The sequence below is a fragment of the Burkholderia sp. AU33545 genome (assembly GCF_020419685.1).
Taxonomy (GTDB): Bacteria; Pseudomonadota; Gammaproteobacteria; order Burkholderiales; family Burkholderiaceae; genus Burkholderia; species Burkholderia diffusa.
Genome location: NZ_JAIZRQ010000007.1, coordinates 110,498 through 134,231, shown reverse-complemented (window position 1 = coordinate 134,231; position 23,734 = coordinate 110,498). Strand labels below are relative to the sequence as shown.

Annotated in this window: 16 protein-coding genes and 4 pseudogenes; 8 read left to right on the top strand and 12 right to left on the bottom strand. The window is 64.5% G+C overall.

Annotated elements, in window-relative coordinates:
* Window positions 1-108: 108 nt before the first annotated feature.
* Both LGM71_RS23490 and LGM71_RS23485 read left to right on the top strand, forming a co-directional pair.
* The gene (locus LGM71_RS23490) at window positions 109-771 is read left to right on the top strand and encodes an OmpA family protein (protein WP_124629150.1); all 663 of its coding nucleotides are present in this window, start codon (window positions 109-111) and stop codon (window positions 769-771) included.
* Window positions 772-1,025: 254 nt separating this feature from the next.
* Window positions 1,026-1,478 (top strand): annotated as a pseudogene (locus tag LGM71_RS23485) (ATP-binding cassette domain-containing protein); the annotation flags it as partial.
* Here LGM71_RS23485 and LGM71_RS23480 read toward each other — a convergent pair.
* Window positions 1,474-2,055: pseudogene (locus LGM71_RS23480) on the bottom strand (autotransporter-associated beta strand repeat-containing protein); the annotation flags it as partial. The pseudogenes LGM71_RS23485 and LGM71_RS23480 sit on opposite strands and share 5 nt — an antisense overlap.
* A gap of 112 nt (window positions 2,056-2,167) precedes the next feature.
* Complete coding sequence (locus LGM71_RS23475; protein WP_226116621.1) at window positions 2,168-2,533, bottom strand: hypothetical protein; 366 nt, start codon at window positions 2,531-2,533, stop codon at window positions 2,168-2,170.
* A gap of 523 nt (window positions 2,534-3,056) precedes the next feature.
* Between LGM71_RS23475 and LGM71_RS23470 the strand changes: the two genes are divergently transcribed.
* Complete coding sequence (locus LGM71_RS23470) at window positions 3,057-5,231, top strand: TonB-dependent siderophore receptor (RefSeq protein WP_226116620.1); 2,175 nt, start codon at window positions 3,057-3,059, stop codon at window positions 5,229-5,231.
* Between the two features lie 29 nt (window positions 5,232-5,260).
* Here LGM71_RS23470 and LGM71_RS23465 read toward each other — a convergent pair whose 3' ends face one another.
* Window positions 5,261-6,067 carry a response regulator gene (locus tag LGM71_RS23465; RefSeq protein ID WP_059605273.1) on the bottom strand — a complete coding sequence of 269 codons (807 nt, stop codon included), beginning with the start codon at window positions 6,065-6,067 and terminating at the stop codon, window positions 5,261-5,263.
* A gap of 1,035 nt (window positions 6,068-7,102) precedes the next feature.
* Here LGM71_RS23465 and LGM71_RS33200 point away from each other — a divergent pair.
* The 4 genes and pseudogenes from LGM71_RS33200 to LGM71_RS23450 form a co-directional block, all read left to right on the top strand.
* Complete coding sequence (locus LGM71_RS33200) at window positions 7,103-7,228, top strand: hypothetical protein (RefSeq protein ID WP_264160588.1); 126 nt, start codon at window positions 7,103-7,105, stop codon at window positions 7,226-7,228.
* A gap of 41 nt (window positions 7,229-7,269) precedes the next feature.
* On the top strand, window positions 7,270-10,863 hold the full coding sequence (locus LGM71_RS23460; protein WP_226116619.1) for a YadA family autotransporter adhesin: 3,594 nt from the start codon (window positions 7,270-7,272) through the stop codon (window positions 10,861-10,863).
* A 429-nt stretch (window positions 10,864-11,292) separates the two neighbouring features.
* Window positions 11,293-11,526 (top strand): annotated as a pseudogene (locus LGM71_RS23455) (IS6 family transposase); the annotation flags it as partial.
* Window positions 11,527-11,853: 327 nt separating this feature from the next.
* Window positions 11,854-12,078, top strand: a pseudogene (locus LGM71_RS23450) (zinc-binding alcohol dehydrogenase family protein); the annotation flags it as partial.
* A 5-nt stretch (window positions 12,079-12,083) separates the two neighbouring features.
* On the opposite strand, the gene LGM71_RS23445 reads toward LGM71_RS23450, so the two are convergent.
* The 9 genes from LGM71_RS23445 to LGM71_RS23405 all read right to left on the bottom strand — a co-directional run bounded on the left by LGM71_RS23445 (window position 12,084) and on the right by LGM71_RS23405 (window position 22,686).
* The gene (locus LGM71_RS23445; RefSeq protein WP_226116618.1) at window positions 12,084-12,788 is read right to left on the bottom strand and encodes an SDR family NAD(P)-dependent oxidoreductase; all 705 of its coding nucleotides are present in this window, start codon (window positions 12,786-12,788) and stop codon (window positions 12,084-12,086) included.
* Between the two features lie 22 nt (window positions 12,789-12,810).
* Entirely contained in the window at window positions 12,811-13,605 is a 795-nt protein-coding gene (locus LGM71_RS23440; RefSeq protein ID WP_124906004.1) for a DeoR/GlpR family DNA-binding transcription regulator, read from the bottom strand.
* Window positions 13,606-13,709: 104 nt separating this feature from the next.
* A complete protein-coding gene (locus tag LGM71_RS23435; protein ID WP_151047957.1) occupies window positions 13,710-14,897 on the bottom strand; it encodes a sialidase family protein in 1,188 nt (395 codons plus the stop codon).
* Between the two features lie 23 nt (window positions 14,898-14,920).
* Entirely contained in the window at window positions 14,921-16,339 is a 1,419-nt protein-coding gene (locus tag LGM71_RS23430) for a sodium:solute symporter family protein (protein WP_226116617.1), read from the bottom strand.
* Between the two features lie 110 nt (window positions 16,340-16,449).
* A complete protein-coding gene (pdxA, locus tag LGM71_RS23425) occupies window positions 16,450-17,475 on the bottom strand; it encodes a 4-hydroxythreonine-4-phosphate dehydrogenase PdxA (protein ID WP_226116616.1) in 1,026 nt (341 codons plus the stop codon).
* A gap of 11 nt (window positions 17,476-17,486) precedes the next feature.
* Window positions 17,487-18,764, bottom strand: a complete 1,278-nt coding sequence (locus tag LGM71_RS23420) for a four-carbon acid sugar kinase family protein (protein WP_226117054.1) — start codon at window positions 18,762-18,764, stop codon at window positions 17,487-17,489.
* Window positions 18,761-19,927, bottom strand: a complete 1,167-nt coding sequence (locus LGM71_RS23415; protein ID WP_226116615.1) for an iron-containing alcohol dehydrogenase — start codon at window positions 19,925-19,927, stop codon at window positions 18,761-18,763. The genes LGM71_RS23420 and LGM71_RS23415 overlap by 4 nt, the downstream gene beginning before the upstream one ends.
* Window positions 19,928-19,941: 14 nt before the next feature.
* A complete protein-coding gene (dapA, locus tag LGM71_RS23410) occupies window positions 19,942-20,838 on the bottom strand; it encodes a 4-hydroxy-tetrahydrodipicolinate synthase (RefSeq protein WP_124629173.1) in 897 nt (298 codons plus the stop codon).
* 1,245 nt (window positions 20,839-22,083) lie between these two features.
* On the bottom strand, window positions 22,084-22,686 hold the full coding sequence (locus LGM71_RS23405) for a TetR/AcrR family transcriptional regulator (protein WP_226116613.1): 603 nt from the start codon (window positions 22,684-22,686) through the stop codon (window positions 22,084-22,086).
* 175 nt (window positions 22,687-22,861) lie between these two features.
* Here LGM71_RS23405 and LGM71_RS23400 point away from each other — a divergent pair, with 175 nt between their 5' ends.
* The gene (locus LGM71_RS23400) at window positions 22,862-23,575 is read left to right on the top strand and encodes a hypothetical protein (protein ID WP_226116611.1); all 714 of its coding nucleotides are present in this window, start codon (window positions 22,862-22,864) and stop codon (window positions 23,573-23,575) included.
* Window positions 23,576-23,734 lie beyond the last annotated feature (159 nt).

The following is a 23,734-nucleotide window of genomic DNA, read 5'->3' as shown; positions in this document are numbered from 1 at the left end:
GTTCGCTCCGGCACGCGCTGCCGGAGCGAATCACACGGAACGCATGCGAATGCGGCTGCGCCGAGCGCATCGCATTCGCTGCGCCCATCGCATTTTCGGAGTTATCAAGTGAAAAAACACCATCTTGCATTGCTGGCATCCGTCGTTTCCCTGGCCGCGTGTTCGAGCGCATCGGGGCCGACGTACAACGCATACGAACTGCAGCCGCGCGACGGCGTTAGGACCTTCCGCGTCGACTGCCACGGCATCCTGTCGAGCGAGAAGACCTGCATGAAAGTCGCGACGCGCATGTGCGGCAGCGACGCAGTGCGCACGATCGATTCCACGGCGCCGTTCCGCGAAGGCGCGGACCCGCGCTCGCTCGTGTTCCAGTGCGGCGCTCCCGCCGCGCCGGCCCCGGCAGCCGCACCGGCCGCGCCCGTGGCCGCCGAGAAAGTCAGCCTGACGGGCGATGCGTACTTCGCGACCGACTCCGCCACGCTGACGCCCACTGCGCAGGCCGCGCTCGACACGTTGCTGAATCGTCAGGGCGACAAGCAATTCTCGCGGGTGGACGTGACCGGCTATACCGACTCGACCGGCTCGGATACACACAATCTGTCGCTGTCGCGGCGTCGCGCCGAGGCCGTCGCATCGTATTTGCGCGAACATGGGCTGAAGGCGGATTCGTTTGCGGCGACCGGGCGAGGAGAAGCCGATCCGGCGGCGTCAAACGATACCGCGGAAGGGCGGGCGCGCAACCGCCGCGTGGAAATCCTGCTGCAGAAGTAGCAGGGGCGACATGGCGATCACACGCGCGGCCGTCGAAACCGGACGGCCCGCGTGTCGCTCCGCGCGTTGCCGGCCTGCCCGGTGGCGGGGTGGCGATCCCGTCATGGAAAACTGTATGAATATGCAGCAGAGTATCCGTCGAACCGGAGCCGCCCGGGCATGACCCGTGCGGCACGTGCGCCGCGCGTGCGGGCATCCGCCGCAGCGTTTCGGCACCGTGAATTCCGGCTAATTCATCCAGACGGGCAGGCAAATTGTCATCCAGCAATCTGATTCGCATTCGCGGAGCACGTCAATACAACCTCAAGAACCTCGATCTCGACCTGCGCACCGGCGAGATGACGGTCGTCACCGGCCCGTCGGGCTCCGGCAAGTCGAGCCTCGTGTTCGACACGACGGAAGCGGAAAACGTGCTCGCCGAGCCGCAGGTGTGGCGTTTCTCCACCGGGCTGCACGACCTTGACAGCGACCTGCGCTACGCGGAGCCGCAGGCGGCACTGTTCTCGTTCAACTCGGCCTACGGCGCATGCGCGACCTGCCGGGGCTTCGGCTGTGTGATCGGTGTCGATCTTGGCCTCGTGATTCCCGACGCGCGCAAGACACTGCGCGGCGGCGAGATCAAGCCGATGCAGACGCCCGCCTGGAAGGAGTGCCAGGACGACCTGATGCGCTATGCGGCGAAGGCGGACATCCGCCGCGACACGCCGCCGACAGCGTGATCGACACGCCCGTCGCCGTGTAGACGGGCGCTGCCTCGAACCCGTCGACCGTCACCGTCGAGAACTGCGTGGATCCGGCCGCGCCGTCGACCAGCGCGATGGTGTCGCCGGCTTTGGGCGTGTAGCCGTTCACGAACTTCACGTGCAGCGTGCCGCCCGCGACGGTGAACGTGCCACCCACGCGCAGGCGTCCGCCGCCGTTGCCGTCGATGTCGAGTTCGAGCGTCGTGTTGTCGAGCTGCGTATAGCGGGCGGCGATCGTCACGGGCGCGCTGGCCGCGATCCGGATGCCGCCGCCGGAGCCGACGTACACGTCGCCGTTGCCGAACGCCGTCGGGGACGCGGCGGCGAGCGTGCCGCCGCCGACCTGCGTGCCGCCCGTATAGCTGTTGTTGCCGGCCAGCGTCAGCGTGCCGCTGCCTTGCAGCGTGAGCTTGCCGGTACTCGCGATGTCGTTGCGCCACAGGTCGGCGGCGTTGAGGCCGCCCTTCGACGCATCCATCGCGACGGTTACGTTGCCGTTGACCGCGCCGTAGCCGTCGGTGGCGGCGAACAGGGTTCTGCGTGCCGGTGCTCCCGCGCGTCACGACGGCCTGCGATCGCGGCGACCACGGCAATTGCGCGTGACCGTTCTCGATCAGCCTGTTCCAGCCGTCAAGCCAGGGCGACGCGGCGGCCTATATCTTGCGCGCGATCCGGTCGAAATCGGCTTGCGTATGCAGCAAGCCCGGATGCGCGAACGCTTCATGCGTCGCGACGGTGGCGGTATCCGTCGCAACGCGTGCGAGTGCCCGGTTACCCGCCGCGGCAGTTGCGATACCGCCGGCGTTCCCGGTCGATTCCGTGCTGCCGCACGCCGACAGCGCGAGCGCGCCGATGTTGTAAAGAAAGGTGCGCCGGGAAATGCCTGCACCGGATCCGGGCCGAAATTGCCTGTCGTTCATGGTTGCGTCGTTCGTTGGCGAGACCCGCTCGCGGGCACCGCGGGCGAGCGGGGCGACGCCTCGCCGGGTGCAATCTTGAGCACCATTGAAATCAGTCATCGCATGACGGCGCGAAGTGTAACGGAAGCATCACCGCGACGAAATAAAAAGTTGTCACGAAACAACTTGTCGATCCGATAGCGATTGTCACGAATCGATTGATTAACATGCTATTGAAATTGAAATAAATGGTGATTGATGTGCTTGCGAGATATTATCGTCGCCGGCCTGCGCGAAGGACACGCATCATGTGTGTCGACCGATATCGGATCGTTTTTTCCGTGTTGTCATACAACCGATAACATTATGTGGTTCTACACACCGTATGTCGGCTCGCGGGCCGGTACAACCCTATCCAGGCGCGGCTATGCCGGCGTCGTCCGACGGATGAACAACCACCGCGCGACGTTCGGCCGGTATGATCGCTGCGCTCGCGAACGACGCAATCGGCCAGTGCATGCCGACGCGTGCGTGACCGACGTCACCGGCACGGCACTCGCGGCAGCGCAGGACGGACGCCGGCGACTCACCGGGCCTCGATCGGGCCGAACGGGCCAGGACAGCACGACGGAGTATTGAAACGATGTTGATGGAGACAGGTGCGGCGCGACGCGCGTGGGCGATCGCTGCCGGGGGAACATTGTGCATGGCGGCCGCAGGCGGCGCGCATGCGCAGGCGCCGAACGCCGGCGCCACGACGGCCGTGCTGCCGCCCATCGACGTGACCGGCAACGCCGGCGGATCGTCGGTCGGGCTCGTCGGGCTGCGCACCGCCGCCGGCACGAAGACCGACACGCCGGTGGCCGAGATTCCGCAGACGACCAACATCGTGACCGCGCAGCAGATCGAGATGACCGGCGCGGCCGACCTGAACCAGGCGCTGCGTTATGTGCCGGGCTTCGCGACGTTCGGCGCCGACAGCCGGACCGACTGGTATGCGGCGCTGCGCGGCTTCACGCCGACGCTGTACGTCGACGGCGTGCCGGCGCCGAATACGGCCGTCATCGCGAACTGGCGTGTCGACCCATACACGATCGACTCGATCGCGGTGCTGCGCGGGCCGACGTCGGTGCTGTACGGCGCGGGCGAGCCCGGCGCGATCGTCGACGCGCACACGAAACTCGCCGACGGCGAGCGCGTGCGCGAAGCCGGCGTGCAGATCGGCAACCATGCGCGCAAGCAATTCATGGTCGATGTCGGCGACCAGCTCGACCCGGACGGCCGGTATGCGTATCGCTTCGTCGGCATCGCACGCGACGGCAACGCATGGACCGGCCCGAATGCCGACCGGCGCGTCGCGCTCGCGCCGTCGTTTCGCTGGCGGCCGACCGCCGACACGTCGCTGACATTCTCCGCATCGTTCCTGCAGGACAGCGGCGACATCTCGTCGAACTTCCTGCCCGCGTCCGGGACGGTGCTGCCGAACCCGAACGGCCGCCTGTCGCAGGACATCTACATGGGCGACCCGTCGTTCAACGACTACCGGAAGAAGCAATGGTCGCTCGGCTACGCGCTGGAGCACCGCGTGGATGCGATATGGACGCTGCACCAGGACGTACGCTGGTCGCACCTGTCGCTCGACGACGCGACGGTGTTCGGCACGGGCCTGGTGCCCCGCAGCACGACGAACATGATGCGTTTCGCGGGGCTGTTCCAGCTCAACTACAGCCGGCTCGATATCGACAACCACGCGCAGGCGCGCTTCGGCACGGGGCCGCTCGAACACACGCTGCTGCTCGGCGTGCAGTTCGACCGGCAGACGACGACCAACAGCGTATGGCTCGCGCTGGCGCCGTCGCTGAACCTGTACCACCCCGTCTATCGGCCGGTCACGGCCGCGATCTTTACCGGCCCGACGTCGCTCGGCCATGTCGACCAGTACACGGCGATGAACGCGGTCGGCGTGTACGCGCAGGACCAGATCCGCTGGCAGCGCTGGACGATGACGCTCGGCGGCCGCGAGGATCGTGTGAATGCACGGTTCGACGGCCGGACGGTCGGTACGCATTCGCGGCAGGACGACAGCGCGTTTTCCGGGCGCGTCGGGCTCGCCTATCAGGGCGATGCGGGGCTGTCGCCGTATGTGAGTTATTCGACGTCGTTCGATCCGGTCATCGGCGTGCGGATTTATGGTGGCGGCCTGCCGAAGCCGACGCGCGGCACGCAGACGGAAGCCGGGCTGCGCTGGCAACCGCCGGGCAAGAATCTGATGCTGAGCGCGGCCGTTTATCGGATCGACCAGACCAACGTCGTGACGCCGGCGCCGGCGAATCTCGACCCCACCGGCACGACGTCCGTGCAGACCGGCAAGGTGCGCTCGCGCGGCATCGAGCTGAGCGCGCTCGGCAAGGTGACCCGCGAGCTGTCGATCGTCGCGTCGTATATGTATCAGGACGTCAAGAACGTGCAGGCGAACGACGCGTCGCTGAACAACTGGCCGGTGTCCGTGCCGCTGCCGCGGCAGATGGCGTCGATGTGGGCCGACTGGACCTGGCATGCGGGCGCGCTGTCGGGCCTCGGGATCGGCGCCGGCGTGCGCTATCAGAGCGCGTCGGCCGGCGCGCCCGACAATTCGCTGACGGTATCCAGCTTTACGCTGTACGACCTGGCGATGCACTACGAGATGCGCCACTGGCGGTTCGCGTTCAACGTCGCGAACCTGTTCGACCGGCGTTACGTCAGCGGCTGCCAGTCGTACGCGGTGTGCGTGTTCGGCAACGAGCGGACGGTGCTGGCCAGCGCGAGATACAACTGGTAGCGCAGCATCGCGGGCACGCCGAACGCGGCTTACGCGCCGCGTTGCGGTTCACGGGTCGCGGTGCGCCGGCTCGCGCGGCGCTGGCGCCGCCACTCGGTCGGCGTGATGCCGAAACGTTCGCGGAAGGCGGTCGCGAAGTTCGCCGGCGTGGAAAAGCCGATTTCCTTCGCGATGCTGGCGATGCTGAGCGACGTCGAATCCAGGAGATCCTGCGCGATCCGAAGCCGCTCGTGCCGCAGATACTCGAACACGGTCTGGCCGAGATTGTCGCGAAACGCGCGCGACAACCGCTTTTCATGCGTGCCGACCGCACGCGCCAGTTGCTCGACCGTCGGCGGATCGTTCAGCGTCCGCGACAGGTGGCGAATGGCCGCGCGCACGATGATGTCGTCGTCCATGCCGGCCGCGAACGGGCTTGCCGTGTCCGACGGCCGGTCGCGCTTCGCCCGCGCGAGCTGCACGCGAATCCGCGCGAGCACCTCGACCGGTTCGAACGGCTTCACCACATAGTCGACGCCGCCGATTTCCAGCCCCTCGAGGCGTTCGTGCAATTCGCCGGCCACGGTCAGGAAGATGACCGGAATCGCGCTCGTCAGCGGATCGGCGGCAAGCCGCCGGCACGCGGTGAAACCGTCCATGCGCGGCATGCGGACATCCATCAGGATCACATCGGGCATGAGCGCCTGCGCGCGCTGGCACGCCTGCACCCCGTCGGATGCGATGCTGATCCGGCAGCCCGTACCGCGCAGGATGTCGATCAGCAAACGCAGCTGGTCGGGCTGATCGTCGACGATCAGGACATGGGCGTCGCTCAATGCGGAGATCGATGGGGGCATCGTGCACCTGTTCTGGAAAGGCGGCTGGCCGAGATCCCGCGGGCGGCCTGCCCGGTGTGGGGAATCGTCGGACGCCGCTCTATGACGACGCGCAAATGCGTCGCACGCTCGTATCGATATTCGGATTGCGCCGGACTGCGCGGCCGGCAACCGGCCGGCGCAATACCGGGCGTTCGTAGTTTTGATCACTGAACCGGTAATGACACGGACGATTGCGGTGGTGGCGTCGTGAGTGATCGCGGCTGCCGGTATCGATGCGAGCGGAATTGTAGGAGCATATTTCGATTCCCGCCAGATGGTCTGTCGATAATCGAGTCATGGCGTTTTACATATTTTCAATTATGCGGCGGTTCGTGCCTGCGGTGCCGGGCGTCGATATTCGTCAAAAACCCGCGGATTCCATGTGTGTCCGGGATGCAATCATGCAATTTTCTGGCTCTCCGGCGGAGAGTTGTCCGATGCTGTTTTATTTGAATGCGCTCGAGCAAAGTATTTATCCGCTTCTAAAAACATTCCGATTGAATGCGGTATATAGCAATCGTTTGCGAGATGATGGAATTATAGGTAACTCATTGAATATATTGAATTTTACAATCTATAAACAATGTCACCTTTAATAATTATCGATCGTGTCTCATAATTCGTCCGAACTTTGAGCGACGGATGGCGCCGGACACCGGGAGACGAGGCGAACAGCGGCGGATGTTGCGCAATTGGAGTCCGAGGCATCAGTTGATGCATGCGTGGGCGAATGTCCTGCGCATGCGAACAGAAATCCGTTTGCCGGAGATGAAATAAAAGAAACGGGGTTGGTCGCGCTCGGCGCGTCATCAGATTCGGTGTGTTTATAAAGACGGGTTGAATCTCGCGATTCAACGGGGATGAGCTCGTCCATAAATAGCGATACGCATTCCTGATGATGTGGCGATTTAACGGAATGGGTCGTAAAGAGACGGCGTGCCCGTGCCATCGAATGCCCTGGCGATTTGCTCGGTGTCGATGCATGTCGCGCTCGCCATGGCGAGGCTGGGCATCGTGGCCAGATTCCGCACCGAAGTCGTATTCGTAATCGCAGTCGAAGTCGAAGTCGAAGTCGAAGTCGAAGTCGAAGTCGAAGTCGAAGTCGAAGTCGAAGTCGAAGCTGTCAAGAAAATTAAGTAGTCCGTATTTAAACCAGACGCTACAAAACGGAGCAGAACAGCATGAAGAGGAACCAGATTTCGGCGCTTGCCGCCGCCATGTTCACGGGTGCAGGTGTGCTGATCGCGGGGGTCGCGCACGCGGACAATTTCGTCGACCGTGGCAACCCGGACAACGCGCTGAATGGCCAATGCATCGACGGGACCAACCCGCTTTGCGTGGCGACGAAAAGCGGGAGTTTCGTCGCGGTGAGTACCACGAACGTTACGCAGGGCACGAATGCGAAGGCCGGTTCCAGCGGTATCGCGATCGGCGACCAGTCGAATGCGAGCAGCAAGGGCGGCAGCAGCAGCGGCGGTGCGATTGCGATCGGGGTCGGCTCGCAGGCATTGGCGAACTCGGCAACGGCGATCGGTACGGTGGCGGTCGCGCAAGGCAATACGGCGCTCGCGATCGGTCGCCAGTCGGCTGCAATCGGCGATTTCTCGATGGCGCTCGGCAACGTCGCCGATGCGCACGGCACGAGCTCGATCGCGCTCGGCCACTCTGCGCTGGCCAGCGGCGATCGCTCGATCGCGATCGGCGGCGCGAACCCGACGTCGAGCGACGGCGTATCGAACGGCGCCGCGTACGACGCAGCGACGCAGACGCGCGCCGGCGGCACGCAATCGGTGGCGATCGGTGCGGGCGCGCAGACAAACGACAACAATCAGGTGGCGATCGGCTCGGGCAGCGTCGGCGCGAACAACGGCGGCACGCCGGTGTTCGGCGGCACGGCAGCGCCGGTCGGCGGCGCGGTATCGTTCGGTGCGCTCGGCAGCGAACGCCAGCTCAAGAACGTCGCGGCCGGCGCGGCCGATACGGATGCCGTCAACGTCCAGCAGCTGAAGAACGTGAACAGCGCGCTCAGCACGAGCATCGGCAACGTCGACGCACACGTGACGTCGGTCGGCAATTCGCTGTCGACTTCGATCACGAACGTCGACCAGCGCGTGACCAGCGTCGGCAACAGCCTCAGCACGAGCATCGTGTCGGCAACGCAGAACGTGGTGAAATACACCGACGATTCGCATGCGGCGATCACGCTCGACGGCAGCAACGGCACCACGATCAGTGGCGTCGCGGCCGGTGTTGCAGACACCGATGCGGTGAACGTCGGCCAGTTGAGGGGCAGCGTCGCGCCGCTGCAAACGTCCATGTCGACGTCGGCCTCGAACATCACGAACCTGCAGAACAGCGTCTCCGGCATCAACACGTCGCTGAGCACGGCCGCGTCGAACATCGGCAACCTGCAGGCGGCCGATACGCGCAACGTGAAGTACGACGGCGCGAGCGGGTTCGATTCGGTGACGTTCGCCGGCACGAACGGCACGACCCTGCACAACATCGCGGACGGCAAGGACGTGCACGACGCGGTCAACGTCGGCCAACTGAACGGCGGCCTCGCATCGCTCAGCACGAGCGTGACGAACAACCTCAGCACGACGCTCGGCAACCTGAGCACGTCGATCACCAGCCAGATCGGCAACGCGACTAAGAACGCGGTGCAGTACGACGACGACGCGCACGGCGGCGTCACGCTCGGCGGCAAGGGCGCGCAGGCACCCGTCGGCCTGCACAATGTCGCGGACGGCGTAGCCGCGGGCGATGCGGTGAACGTCGGCCAGCTCGGCAATGTGACCGACACGCTCAATCAGTCGATCACGACAGTCGGCAACCAGGTGACGACGAATACGGGCAACATCGCCGCGCTGCAGCAGGATGCGCTCCAGTGGAACGCGAGCCTCGGCGCGTACGATGCAAGCCACGGCGGCAACGGCCCGCAACTGATCAGCAACGTCGCGGCCGGTAAGAATGGAACCGACGCGGTCAACGTCGACCAGTTGAACGCGGCGATTCAAAGCGGCACGAGCCAGCTCGATGCGCTGGCCGTGAAGTACGACGATGCGAGCAAGCGGCAGGTTTCGCTCGGGGCGGGCAATGGCGGGAGCCCGGTGCGTGTGACCAATGTCGCGGAAGGCAACGTGGCGTCCGGCAGCACCGACGCGGTGAACGGCGCGCAGCTGCGCCGCGCGACCGACGGCACCGCGGCTGCGCTCGGCGGCGGCGCCACGGCGAACCCGGACGGCTCGATCACCGCGCCGGCCTACAAGGTTGGCGGCGGCTCGTTCAACAATGTCGGCGACGCACTCACGAACCTCGACGGCCGCGTCGGCAGCAACACGACGACGCTCGAGAATCAAGAAACGCGCCTCGGCAACGCCGAAACGAACATCGCCGGCAATACCGCCGCGATCGCCGGGCTGCAGCAGGACGCGCTGCAGTTCGACCCGAAACTCGGTGCCTATAGTGCGGCGCGCGGCGGTGCTCCGACCAAGCTGACGAACGTGGCCGACGGCAACGTCGCCGCGGGCAGTACCGACGCGGTGAACGGTGGACAGCTGTCGGGCGTGAAATCCGATCTCGAACAGCAGATCACGCAGGTGTCCAATCAGACCGGCGAGGCCGTGAAGAACGTCGTCAAATACGATGTCGATACGAACGGCAACCGGCTGAATTCGGTCTCGCTCGTCGGCGGCGACGCCAATTCGGCGGTCGTGCTGAAGAACGTCGCGGCGGGCACCAACGATACCGACGCGGTGAACGTGAAGCAACTGAAGGACGTGCAGTCGAATCTCAACCAGCTCGGCGCACTCGCGGTGCAGTACGACGACAGCTCGAAGAGCACGATCACGCTCGGCGGCGCCGGCGGCACGCGCATCACGAATGTGCAGGCCGGCACGCTCGGCGCAACCAGCACGGACGCGGTAAACGGCTCGCAGCTCTACGCGACCAACCAGCAGGTGTCGAAGAACACGACCGACATCTCGAACCTGCAGGGCAGCGTGACCAACATCGCGAACGGCAAGGCCGGCCTCGTGCAGCAACAGGATCCGAACGGCGCGATCACGGTCGGGAAGGACACGGGCGGCACCAACGTGAACTTCTCGGGCACGGCCGGCGACCGCGTGCTGACCGGCGTCGCGGCGGGCGTGAACGCGAACGATGCGGTCAACGTCGGCCAGTTCAACGCCGCGCTGCAGAACGTGGCGGCCAACGACAAGATCCACACGGCGGCAACCGATGCGAATACGACGTGGATCGCGCGCGCCGATGCGGGATCGATCGGGTCGACGGCGACCGCAACCGGCAAGAACGCGGTGGCGGTGGGCCAGGGTTCCGTCGCCGATCGCGACAATTCGTTCTCGGTCGGCGCGCAGGGCAGCGAGCGCCAGATCACGAATGTCGCGGCCGGGACGGCGCCGACCGACGCGGTGAACGTGCAGCAACTGAACGACAACCTCTCGACCGCTTCGACGCAGGCGAAGAGCTACACCGACCAGCGCATCGGGCAGGTGTACAACTCGTTCAACGACCTGAAGAAGGACATGTACGGCGGCGTCGCGTCGGCGATGGCGGTGGCCGGCTTGCCGCAACCGACGGGCGCGGGCCGCTCGATGGTATCGGCAGCGACCGCGAACTATCACGGCCAGCAAGGGTTTGCCGCCGGTTACTCGTATGTGACGGAAAGCAACCGCTGGGTCGTCAAGGCGTCGGTGACGGGCAACGCCCGCTCGGACTTCGGCGCGGTGGTGGGCGCGGGTTATCAGTTCTGATGTCGGCCGTAACGCATTGAACGCTCGGACGTGCCGGCAATGCGCGTGATACCCGGTGCTTGCGACAAGTCCATGGCCCGGGGTCGATTTCTCGACCTCGGGCTGTGATTTGCCGTCGAAAAGGTGAAGTCATCGAGTCCGCCAGGCGTCGCATGAACTTCCAAGTGCAATGCTGGGTGGGTGCATCCGCTCCTTCGGACAATGTCGCCGCGGTGTCACGTTCGACAGTGTCGTCACGCTATGCTTCGCATCAAGGCCAATCTGCCCTGCGGGCAGTCGCTTCGGAGCGTGGTGATCAACGTCGACCCTGATCAGTTGCGCGTCACGCCATCGATCTACGGCGGCCGAACATAAAGAGCCTGAGCCTGAACCTGAACCGAGTTCGGGCATCAGCTTGGGAGTGCGTGCCTTGATATGCTGGATCAGTGAGCTGCTGTCCGACATGTGTTCGTCAGGGCAGCCGCCCGCGTGAACAATCGCGCCGAGAACAGCCACCAACCGACTCGGGAACGCGAGCGTCGTATGCGAGGGTTTCGCAACCCGCGACGCACGCAACACTTCCTGTCGTGCTTTGGTCCGATCCGCCAACATTTCGCGCTGAAGAGGCACCTATTACACGCGGCGCTCCATCGCAAACAACTCGCTGCGCGCTTCGACGCCTAGCGCGAGTTCACCAGCGTGGCCCGGAATCCGTCTCCGACAAACTGACATTGTCGTCCGTTGCATTTTCATGCTCGATGGTCGTTAAGTTGACAATGTCGCGTGAACTAACGCAGCGAGCGCGCCACGATCATCGCGTTGGCCCGCACTACCGGAACCCTGACACGGACATCGCCGGTCGATCCCGACCGTCGCGATGCGGCTATGCTCGCCCGTCGGTTGCAATGATTCTCCATTCGGTATGCTGAGTTTACCGCTTGCACATGATCGACGCCCACGGCGGGCTTGTGCAGTGGCGCAGGTTCCGGCAGGTGCGCGCGCGCCTCGTACAAGCGGATTGCTAGCAGCCGCCCGACGGCACTGGGCGCTGCCAAGGCCGCCGCACTACCTTTGACTGCCATTACCGCGTGGGAACTACTGTTCGAACGGCTGAAGATTGTCGAGCGCGGCGGCGTCGGGCAGTGCATGCTGGTGATCGGCGCGGGTGGCGGCGTCGGGTCCATTCTCGTGCAACTCGCGCGCCAATTGACCGCCCTGACGGTGAGCGGCACCGCGCTGCTTTAAAGCGACGCACCGCCGCACATGACGATCTGCTGCCCGGTGATGGCGCTCGCGTCAGTGCTCAGCAGAAAGCCGATGAGCGCGGCGACTTCCCCGGGCGTGATGAACCGCCCGATCGGCGGCAGGCGGGGAGGCGTTGCCGCGCGTGCCGGATCCCGCAGGAACGGCGTGTCCGTGGCGCCGGGCGCGACGACGTTGACGGTGATGCCCTTCGGCGCGAGTTCCGCCGCCCAGGACCGCGCGAGGCCCACCAGCGCGGATTTGGTCGCCGCATACTGGCTGCGCGTGGCCGCGCCGTTGGCGGTGCGGCTGCCCAGCAGCACGATGCGTCCGCCGGGGGGCATCCGGGGCACCAGGCGATCGGCCAGAAAGCTCACAGACTCGACGTGCAGGCGCCACATTGCCGCTCCGTCGTCGTGCGAAAGCTGGCCGAGCGGCGCGGTACGCATGAAACCGGCCGCATGCACCAGCGCGTCCGCCGTACCCAGTTCATCGCACACGGGCCCGAGTGCGGCGAAGTCGGTGACGTCCACGGGCACGATTTTCAGCGAATCACAGGGCGTTTCAATGTGTGAGCGGCACAGGCCGGTGACGCGCCAGCCGTCCGACAGCAGACGCTCGACGATCGCCTGTCCGATTCCCGACGACGCGCCCGTGACGACTGCATGGCGCAAACCCGAACCCGACTGCTCCAATTGACCCACGATCGCTCCTGCTGCGTTTGAACTACGATGAACCGGCGGATGTCGGCGCTGTCTTTGTGCTGACCGCATGCACCGTGATCCGCACTTGCGAATGGAACGGATCGAGCTGCTCGGGCAGCGCTGCGTCGTCCGTCACGAGCGTCCAGTCGCGCTCGAGCGGCGTCCAGTGCTGCTGGCTTGCGCGTCCGAGCTTGTCGGCGGTGACGAGCACGAAGACCTCCGCTGCCTGTCGCATCACGCACTCCTTCAGGTACGACTGCTCGCTGCTCGCCTCGCACAAGCCCAGTTCGGCGACCACGCCGTCCGCGCCGAGGAACGCCTTGTCGACGCTCAGGCGACTCAGCGCGATCTGCGCGAGCGGCCCGAGCGTGCTCATGCTGGACGACCGGACGTCGCCGCCGATCACCGTCACCTGAACGCCCGACGCGACGAGCGGGCTCACGACCAGCAGGTTGTTGGTGACGACGTGAACGGCTGTCCGGCCGGCAAGCAGGCGCGCCAGCGCCGCAGTCGTGGTGCCGCCGTCGAGGAACACGGTGTCGCCGTCCTCGACGTACGCGCTCGCCGCGTGCGCGATCGCTTCCTTCTGCTCCTGCGAACTGACGCGCCGCTCCTCGAGCGAGGGCTCGGGCTCATGGCCGCCGACCGCGGCGGCGCCGCCGTAAGTGCGCAGAATGCGGCGGTCGCTCGCGAGCGCACGCAGATCCCGGCGAACCGTGGCTTCCGACATCCCGAAGTGCTCGCACAACGTCGCAACGTCCGTCATGCCCCCGAGCACGGCCTGCAGCATCGCCTCCCGGCGCCTGGTCACTTTCATGTGCGTGAATTCCTGGTCTGATCCAATGGGCGCGCTGGTCTGCGCCTCGAGACCGACAAGTTTATCCAATTGCCGCAGTGACCGGCTGGTTGCACCGGAGGGTGTCATCGGCCGCGAATCCACGCCTCGTCGACGCGCACGTACTTGATCTTCTGGCGGAACCAGGTGAATGCGATGTGCAGCGCGCCATCTTGCGACTGCACGATCGACGGATACGAGTATTCCCGGTTGCGCTGGTCTGCCGAGTTGTTCGTCATGCAGTAGCCGTCACCGATTTCCAGGTTGCGGCGGCGCCGCCACGTCTTGCCGCCGTCTTCGGAGATGGCCAGCGACATCGGCGCGCGTGGCGCGCCCCAGAACGCGGTGCCACGCGCGGACGCCTTCTGGTCGCGCAACTCGCCGTTGTCCTCGGAGTCTTCGATGTCGTCGTACAGCGATGCGCGGCGCTCCGTGCTGTGCGACGCATCGCTTTCGTTGAACACGAGCGCGAGGTGACCGTTCTGCAGCACCGTGAACTGGATAGACGAATTGTTGTTCGGCACCTCGGTCGGCTCGGGCGCGCTCCATGTGCGGCCGTCCGTCGAGCGGCTCGCGTAGACGAAGTCCGCCCAGCGGCTGCGATAGAGTGCCAGCAGCGAGCCGTCGTGCAGGACGTGAACGTTCATGTGCACGCACCCGACGCTGTTGGGCACTTCATGCAGGGTCCACGACGCGCCCTGGTCGTCGGAAACCATGACCGCGCTGACGTCGTCATTGCCGACCCAGCGCTCGCCGGGCTCCGTGCGGCACAGAAATACGGGGCAAATCCACGTGCCGCTATCCAGGGTGATGATCGGCTGGCGGACGAACGTCCCCGGGCGATCGAACAGGGTTTCGACGGGGCCCCAGGTGATGCCGCCGTCCGTCGACACGCGGCGGCGCACGATCGCGGTGTTCTGATGCCCTGACAATTGCGCGGTGTAGATCAGCCACAGGCGGCCGTCCGGTGCGGTGAACAGCACCGGGTTCTGTTCCGAGCGTGTCGGGTCGTCCGACAGCTTGTGGGGCGACGACCACGCGTTCGTCCCGGCCGCGAGACGCGACATGTAGATGGAGACGTCGGGAATGCCTTCCTGGGTACCGCCGAACCAGACGCACAGAAGGTCGCCGTTGTCGAGGCAGTGCAGATTGGCCGCGTGGTTCTGCACGCAGGCGGTCGGCAGAAACGCTTCTTGCCGTTGCGCGTCGGCATACGCCGTGCGAACGCAATGATCCGAAGCGGCGCTTGCCGCGTCAAGCAGGTTCGTGCTCATGAAATGTTTCTCGAGTTGCGAGGTTAGTGCGATTCGCGATGCGTGAGCTGCTTGTCGCGAAGGTTCGAGCCTTCGCCATGAAACAACAGCTTGGCGACGACCAGCACGATCGCGGGGGTGACGAGTGCGACGTACATGTTGTCGATGCCGAACGGATTGCCGAGCAGGTACCAGACCGTTGTGGCGATCGTCGCGAAGATGAGCGCCGAGACGGCGCCGCGCTTGCCGCTGAAGAACGGCAGGTAGATCCCGATCAGCGCAATGATCGAAACGGACAGGCGCAGCGCGCGGCTGAAGAACGATAGCGCGAGAATCTGCGGGACGAACAGCACGAAGAGCAGCGGGAGGAAGCCTACGATCAGCGAGATCCAGCGCGTCATTCTCAGCTCGACATCGGGCGTCGGCTTGAAGCGCGGCACATAGAAGTCCTTGACGATCAGCGAAGCGATCGCCAGCGCGACGGTGCATACGCTGACGAAGATGGATGCCACGAGCGAAATCGTGACGACGCCGGCAAGGATGGGATTCATGTGCTGCAGGAACACCGGCAGCGCGTACAGGCTCTTGATGTCCGGATACAGGTACTTGGCGGTCACGCCGATGAAGCCGAGCGCGAGGGCGATCGGCACGCACAGGAACGCGGCGATCAGCGCAGATGCACGCGCGCCCTCGGGGCTACGGGTCGACGAGATGGCCTGGATGATGAATTGTGTCGAGAAGATCGCGCCGGCCGTGCCGATGATCCATGCGCCGATCGTGCCGCCGGACAGCGCCCCCGTCCACGTGAAATAGTGTGCGGGCATGTGTTGAGCCATCGGCTTGATGCCGCCCGACAGCTTCCATGCGACGCCGACCAGGATGGCGATGCCGAGCAGCTTCACGGCGCTGTGAACGACGGTCAGATATGCGATGCTCTTGAGGCCGCCCCAGACGAAATAGATGGTGCTGACGATGGCAGTGATGAAGGCGGCCGTCGGCAGGTCGATGCGCATGACTGTCGAGATCGCCGCCGCCCCGCTCACGTAGTTGCCCACGTTCACCACGAATAGCGCATAGATCATGATCGCGGAGACGGCTAGCTTCGCGCCATGGCCGTACCGCTGGGCGATGAATCCGGAAATGGTGAACTCGCCGGACGCATACAGGCGCTTGGCCATGAACAGGCCGAAGAACAGAAAGCCGATGGCTGCCGCCAGGACCGACCACGAGGCGGCGAAGCCGGCCGAGAAGGCTTCCTGCGAAGTCCCGACGGTCGATTTGGCGCCGATGAATTCCGACATCAGCAGGATGGCGACCACCAGCGCGGGCATCGAGCGCCCGGCCACCATGAACTGTTCGGAATTACGGCTGCGCAGGCGAATGCTGATCACGCTCGTAATCACGATGTAGACGACCACCATGCCGATGATGGTGGCTGTGTCCCAATAACTGAAGGTGGCCATCTCTTGTCTCCACGTTACCTTCGGTTGATGTGTGTTCGGGTGTGTCGGGCGATCCGGCATGTTCCTGCCGGTATCGCCCGTTGGCCGATGCGCGTCGTTGCGGGCGCTGCTTACGCGGCGCTTGCGACGGGCGACGGCTCGTTGCGTCGCGTCGCGAGGTCCACGGCCTGGCGGAAGGCTTCCAGCAGGCTGCGTTCGTCGGCGATGCCCTTGCCGGCGATGTCGAAGGCGGTGCCGTGGTCGACCGACGTGCGGATGACCGGCAGGCCGACCGTCACGTTCACGCCGGCTTCGAGGCCCATCACCTTCACCGGCCCGTGACCCTGGTCGTGATACATCGCGACGACCACGTCGAAATCACCGCGGCCCGCGCGGAAGAACAGCGTATCCGCCGGCAGTGGGCCTTCTACGTCCCAGCCGCGTGCCCGCAGGACCTGAACCGCGGGCACGATCTTCTCTTCCTCCTCGCCATAGCCGAACAGGCCGTTCTCGCCGGCGTGCGGATTGATGCCGCATACGCCGATGCGGGGATTCGCGATACCGGCACGAACCAGCGTGTCGTGTGCACGCTCAATCGTGCGTTGCACGAGGCCCGGCTCGATCTTGCGAATCGCGTCGAGCAGGCCGATGTGCGTCGTCACGTGAATCACGCGGAGATTGGGCGCGACCAGCATCATCGACACTTCGTCGATGCCCGTCAGGTGCGCCAGCATTTCGGTGTGACCCGGGAAAATATGGCCGCCCGCATGCAACGCTTCCTTGTTGAGCGGTGCCGTGCAGATCGCGTCGAGCTCGCCGTTCGACGTCAGCTCCACGGTGCGCGCGATGTATTGATACGCGGCGTCTCCGGCGATCGCAGAAAGCTTGCCATAGGGCAGGTCGGCCGGAATCAACGCCATGTCGATACAATCGACCACGCCCACGCGGAACGCGCCTTCGGACGGCCGGCTGACGGCACACACCTCGAGGTCGACGCCCGTCCGGCGGCCGGCGTCCCGCAGGCGTGCGGCGTCGCCGATGACCACGGGGCGGCATTGCTCATACACGGAGGCGTGCGCAAGGCTCTTCATGATGATTTCCGGTCCGACGCCGGCTGCGTCGCCCATGGTGATACCGATGATGGGACGGTTGTCCATGGCAGTTTCCTTCACAAATTGGTTTGAGCTGTATTGGTCGTCTTGCCTTCATTCGCAAGCCGGTGCCACGCGTGATGGATCGACGCGGGCTGGCCGAAACCGCCCGCCTTGGTCACGACGGGGAGTGTCTTTCCTTGCAGTCGGCATTCGAGGAGCGGCATGCCGTCCTCGATTTCGTCGACGACCCGCAAGGCGCTCGCGCCGGCTGCGGTGAGCAGCGCGCGCGCTGTTTCGCCGCCCGTCGCGATGATCCCGCCTGCGTGGCGCACGGCGGGCGCCAGCAACGCGGCAAGACGGTTGCAGAACAGCAGGCCGTCCTGCACATCACCGCGCTGCGTCTGGCTCAACGAGACCACCACATGCTGGCCGCGACGCAGGGCGTCGCATACGACAGTCGTCACGTCGTTGCGCGGGTCATCCAGCGCTGCGACAGCGACCTCGAGCGCTACGAGGCTGGCGCCGGCGTTGACCTTGAGGCACTCCAGCTGCGCATGCGAGATGCTCGACATGCTGCCGACGACCGTGAGCACAGGGCCTTGCGGATCCTCGCGATCGGCCGCCGGGCCGGTCGTGCTTCGGATTGGCGCCAGCGCTTCGATGACGGCGGGCGCCAGACCTGCCGAGCCAACCCAGAATACGTCGTCGAGCATGGCCGATGCGCGGGCGATGCGTTGCAGATCATCGTCGGACTCCGCATCGCATACGACGGCTTGCGCGCCGTCGGTTTGCCACTGGCGCAGGTATGCCGCGAGCGTGTCCGGTTCGCCGCGGACCGCGCCGATTGTCGCGTATGCGACGCGCAGATCCTCGGCTGAAAGCAGCGCAACCAGGTCGGCCTTGCCAGGGATGTTTTCGTTGCGCCAGTATTCGCTCGCTTCGACCGGCACGCCGCGAACCCATTGGCGGCCGTCTCGCGTCGTGCGTCCGGATGCCGGGTAGGCGGGGCAGACGATCGCCATGCCGAGGACTGACGCCAGTGCGGCGACTTCGGCTGCGACATTGCCTCGCAGCGTGGAATCCACCTTCTTGTAGACGCGCGTGCCTGCACGCGACAGCGACTCGACGGCGGCGACGTTGCGTCGGCCGGCCACGTCCTTCGATGCGCGGCGCGAGTCCACGTCGACCGACAGGATGTCGATGCCGCTCATCGGCGCCGGCGCATGCTGCGTGTCGAGCACGACCATCGCCGTCAATCCGTGACGCAAGCCGGCCACCGCGCAATCGGCCGCGCCCGACAGGTCGTCGGCGACGATCAGCAGCCGCGGTGCGTCCTGTGTGACCGTGTTCATGGCAGCAGGCGACGGTAGATCGACTTCATGTCGTCGAGCGTCAGCGCCTTCGGATTGTTGCCGAGCAGGCGCTTGACCTTCGATGCCGCAATCGCCAGCGCGTCGAGATGTTCTTCCGACACGCCGAATTTGCGCAAGTCCTGCGGGATGTCGACGGCGGCCGTCCATTCCACCATCTTGTCGATCAGCTTGCGTGCCGCTACCGGGTCCGAATCCGTTGTCGCAGCCAGGTCGAGTGCGCGCGCAACGTTCGACAGTCGGCCTTCGATCGCATCGAGGTTGAAGGCCATCACGTGCGGCAGCAGCATCGCGTTCGCGACGCCGTGCGTGACGTTGAACATCCCGCCGAGCGGGTAGGCCAGCGCATGCACGGCGGCCGTGCCGGCGGCGGTGAGTGCGAGGCCGCCGTACATCGACCCGAGCATCATCGCTTCGCGCGCCTTCAGCGATTGACCGTTTTCGTACGCCTCGACGATGTTCGCGCCGATCAGGCGCATCGACTCCATCGCGTACATGTCGCTGATCGGGTTCGCCTTCGTCGAGATGTACGATTCGAGCGCATGCACGAACGCGTCCATGCCGGTCGCGGCCGTGATCGGCTTCGGCAGGCCGAGCGTCAGTTCCGCATCGAGAATCACGATTTTCGGCAGCAGGTGACGACTGACGATCCCCACCTTCAACGATTCGTCCGGCAGCGTAACGATTGCGTTGGGCGTGACTTCGGAGCCGGTGCCGGCGGTCGTCGGCACCAGGATCATCGGCACGCCGGGGTGCTTGACGAGGTCGATGCCGAGCCAGTTGCGCAGCGGTTCGTCGTTGGTCAGCCGGACCGCGAACAGCTTCGCCGCATCGAGCACGCTGCCGCCGCCGATCGAGAGAATCGCCTGCGGCGCAAAAGGCTCGATCTGCTCCTCGTACACTGTCTCGACGTTGCCGATGGTCGGCTCCGACTCGACGCCGCGAATGATGCGCACGTCGACGTCTTTCGCTTTGAGCGATTCAATCACGCGATCGGCGACACCCAGCGCTTCCATTGCAGGCTGCGTGATCAGCGCGATGCGCTCGACCGGCGTATCGAGCAGCGACAGCTTGTCGGGGAGCGTGGCGAGGCTGCCGGCGCCGTGGACGATGTGCTTGACAGTCTGGAAGTGATAAGTCGTCATGCTGATGACCTGTTTCAGTGGCCGCGTGCGGCGTCGTGGTAAATGGAGAGCGCTTGCGCCAGCCGCTCGCGCGCACTGTCGTCAAGCGGTTGCGCGGGAGACCGCGCGGGCCCCGCGGGCATCCCGAGCATCTGCGCGGCGGTTTTAAGCACGACGGGCATCGTGCCCAGCGCGAACGCGTCGCGTAGCGCGCGCAGCGATTCCTGGGCGGCGCGCGCGCCGGCGATGTCGCCGGCCTGGAACTTGTTCCAGATCGACATGACCACGTGCGGGACGGCATTGGTCGTCGCGGCGACCGCACCGTCGCCACCCGCGATCAGCGTCCAGAGAATCATCGAGTCGGTGCCGGTGAAGACCGCGAAGTCGTCGCGCCGCAGGTTGATCAGCTGCAGCAAGCGATCGAAGTCGCCGCCGCTGTCCTTGATGCCGCGGATGTTCGAAATCTCCGACAGGCGGCGCACGGTATCGACCGTCAGCGTGATGCCCGCTTTCGCGGGGATCGTGTAGAGCATGACCGGCAGCTGCGTTGCTTCTGCGATCTTCTTGTAGTGCGCGTAGAGCTCGGGCTGCGTCGCGCCGTTGAAATACGGCGTGATCACCGATACGGCATCCACGCCGACCTCGGTCATCTTCCGGTTCAGGTCGATCACGTCACGCGTCGCGTAGGCGCCGGTGCCGGCGATGACGGGCACGCGCGAACGGGCCTGACTGACCGTGATGCTCGCGATGCGCAGCTTCTCTGCTTCGCTCAGTGCGATGAATTCGCCGTTGGTACCGAGGACGAAGAGCCCGTGCACGCCCGACTCGATCAGTCGTTCGACCAGTGCGCGCAGACCCTCTTCATCGACGTTCTCGTCTGCCGTCATCGGCGTGATCAGCGCGGGAACGATCCCCTTGAACGACATTGACATGCTTGCTCCATCGAGGACGGGACGGCCGGTGGAATCGCCGTCTCCGGGGTTATGCCGGAATCAGTGGGGCCGAGCGCCGGCGGCAGAGACCGCGTCGCTGAGCACGCCATCCGATGCAATTCGTATGAGGGAACGCGTTGTCCGTCATGTTCTTCGATGGACTTGCGCGGTTCGATCAAAAATTTGCTTGATGTGTGCATTCTAGCGGATATCGTGATCGAATCAGTCAATGAAAACCCTTATATGATCGAATCGATCATTTTGGCCGTTTGCGGAAAGAAATGCGACAGACTTGGCTCCAGACCGCGCGTCGCACCCTGTTGCAATGAGTTGGGCCAGAAGAGCGGCCAGTGGCGGCGAAGGCCTGGACGCACAGCGCTTGATCTGCAGAGGAGTTTGATTCTCGTGAGCGCGAGGTATCTGATCGGAACGAGCAAATCGGCGATTCGCTTTGGTGCGTTTGAATGGCCCCGGGGGCGATGCCGCTGTCATCCGCAGTGGGTTGGTCAGTCCATGGCGAATGCTGACGATCCGAGAATAGCCCGTTGCATCGGTCTTGGAGCTGACCCTGTAATCCCGGACACAGCATCACACCAAGGTTGCTGAATCCATCGCACGTCGGAACGCTCGTGGCGAACGATATTTCAACGCGCTATGGGGAGGCTTCTCGTTGTAATGCTCGACGGCGATAGCCAGGTTGCGTGCCGCAGTCGTTCAGCGTCGTTCGCTTCGCCCCAACCGCAATTCGCTGTCGCGTGCCGATCCTGTCGTCGGGACGAGCGCGCCAGCAAGCTAGGGAACCTTATCTCTACGGCGCGATTTCCCGCTCAAACTCGGCTGTCGCACAACGCGTGGCTGCGGCCGCGGGGCGCTGCAGCAGCATCGCGGGGAGCTGACATTCTCACTTCGCAAACTGAGACAACTTTGCAATGGCCTATGGCCGTCATGCTTGCGATGCTGCGCAATTATCCGCTGGCGGCGCGCAAGCATGTGAGGCCCGATGAGTTGCGCGACACTTGCGTCGGAAGGGATTTACCCGCGGGAGGCCACTTAGTGCGCACCCGAATCTCGCCCTAGCACTGGTTCCCGACGGCATTATGTGCGTTCCAAAGCTCGTTACGGATCGCTACGTCAACGACGGTGTGCCGTTGGTCGCGACAGCAAGTTCCCGCTCGATCAAACTGGGCGGAATCTCATAGAGCGCTCCCTTGCCTCGATGGTCTCATCTTTGATGTTGCTCGATGCTCAGGAGCCTCGCTCGCAAAGCATCCACAGCGTCAGGTCTCGAATCTGATCGGTCGTGACGCGCTCGTGCAGGATCAGCGTGCGTAGATAAACGGCGCCGATCAGGCAATGAAGTAGGGGCATTGGATCCGCCCCCTGCGACCACTCGCCCATTCTTGCGGCGCGGTCGAAAATCTGCTGAACCGCCGAAAAGCGATTCGTCCACAACCTGCGCAGTTCGCCCGTCACGGCCGCGTCGTTGTACGTGGCCAGCACGAACTGAATGGCAGACCTGCCCACACCCGTTCGCAAGTAGCGCGCGGTTGCCGACAGCAGTGCGACGAGATCCGCGTGAAGCGAGCCCCGATCCGGTATCGCGATGTGCTCGGCAAAAAGCTCGAAGACGGCCTCCATCATCAGCCCTTCCTTGCTCTTCCAGCGGCGATAGATCGAACTCTCATGCACGCCCGCGAGCGCTGCGATGGCACCGATGTTGAGCCCCTCGAAACCGGCTGCCTGCAATTGGGCAATCGTTGCGGAGATCACGGCTTCACGGACACGTGCGCTGCGGCCGCCAAGGCGGCGACGTGGCGACGGCGATTCTTGTTCGGCTGACTTTGGCATGAGCAGATTTTACACATCGTTTCATCGACTGCCTGCCTCGTCACGGCAGTCCGGCCGCGACTACGACCACTCGACGGTCGACAGGCATGCGGTAAACACTAACGCAAGTTTACTTGCGTTAGTGGCGCGAGTCGGGAAACATGGCAACTCGTTCACCCGCGCTACGGAGGTTCAAGTGAAAGCAGTGACGTTTTTCAAGTCAGGTACAGAGGTGGCTTGCGAGGACATCCTCAGAATGGAAGTTAAAAGGGCGCGCTACATGATGGCCTTGCTCATGGAGAAACTGGGGGCGGACGGCATGGTCAGCCTGTTCGCGAAGGAGATCGCGGAGCATGAATCGAACGAGAAGGATTGGTCGCTGCGTGCGAGTGGTCGCTTCAGTTCGTCGGTTGCCGAAGCGCACGTCGCGGTGGGCACCAGCGCAGAATTCGTGAGTTGGTTCTGGGCGGGGTACGGCGGGCCGAACAGCCCGGCAATGCTCCGGGCCCACCCTGAGCATCTCGGTGCGCTACCACTCTCGGATGGGCGTGTCGGCATTCTGGAAGTACCCGGCCATACAAAGTCGCCGGCCCTCCTGAAGCTCCGCCATCTGGATGACTGGAGTGGAATCCCGATCGAACTGGCGCCCGATATGCCGCATCGGATGATGGGGCGCGTCGAGACGCCCGATGGCATGACCGTTGGTTACTTGCTGCACCAATTCAGGGACACGCTTCCAGGGTTCGATGCACGGTTGGAGATCTTCTGGCCATCGACCGCGCCCGAGGAACTCATTCATGGCCACTCGGACCACCTGATGGTCGAGTGGTGCAACTGGTTCGAGCTCTATGCCCTTTCGCGGACGCAAGCAAACGACTTGATGCCGTTGGCGCTTTCCGTGAATACATAACCGGCCCGTCGGTTCGCGTACTTCGCGCAGGCAAGTGCGGCGCGGGCCGCTTGTGCGGAGCGTCAAGCAGCGGAAACACGCTACTGTTTTGCCACGTCATCGAAGCCGTGGACCGATTGCGGCCGATGTGCGCTCAAATTTGCGATTCGAGCCCGTGGC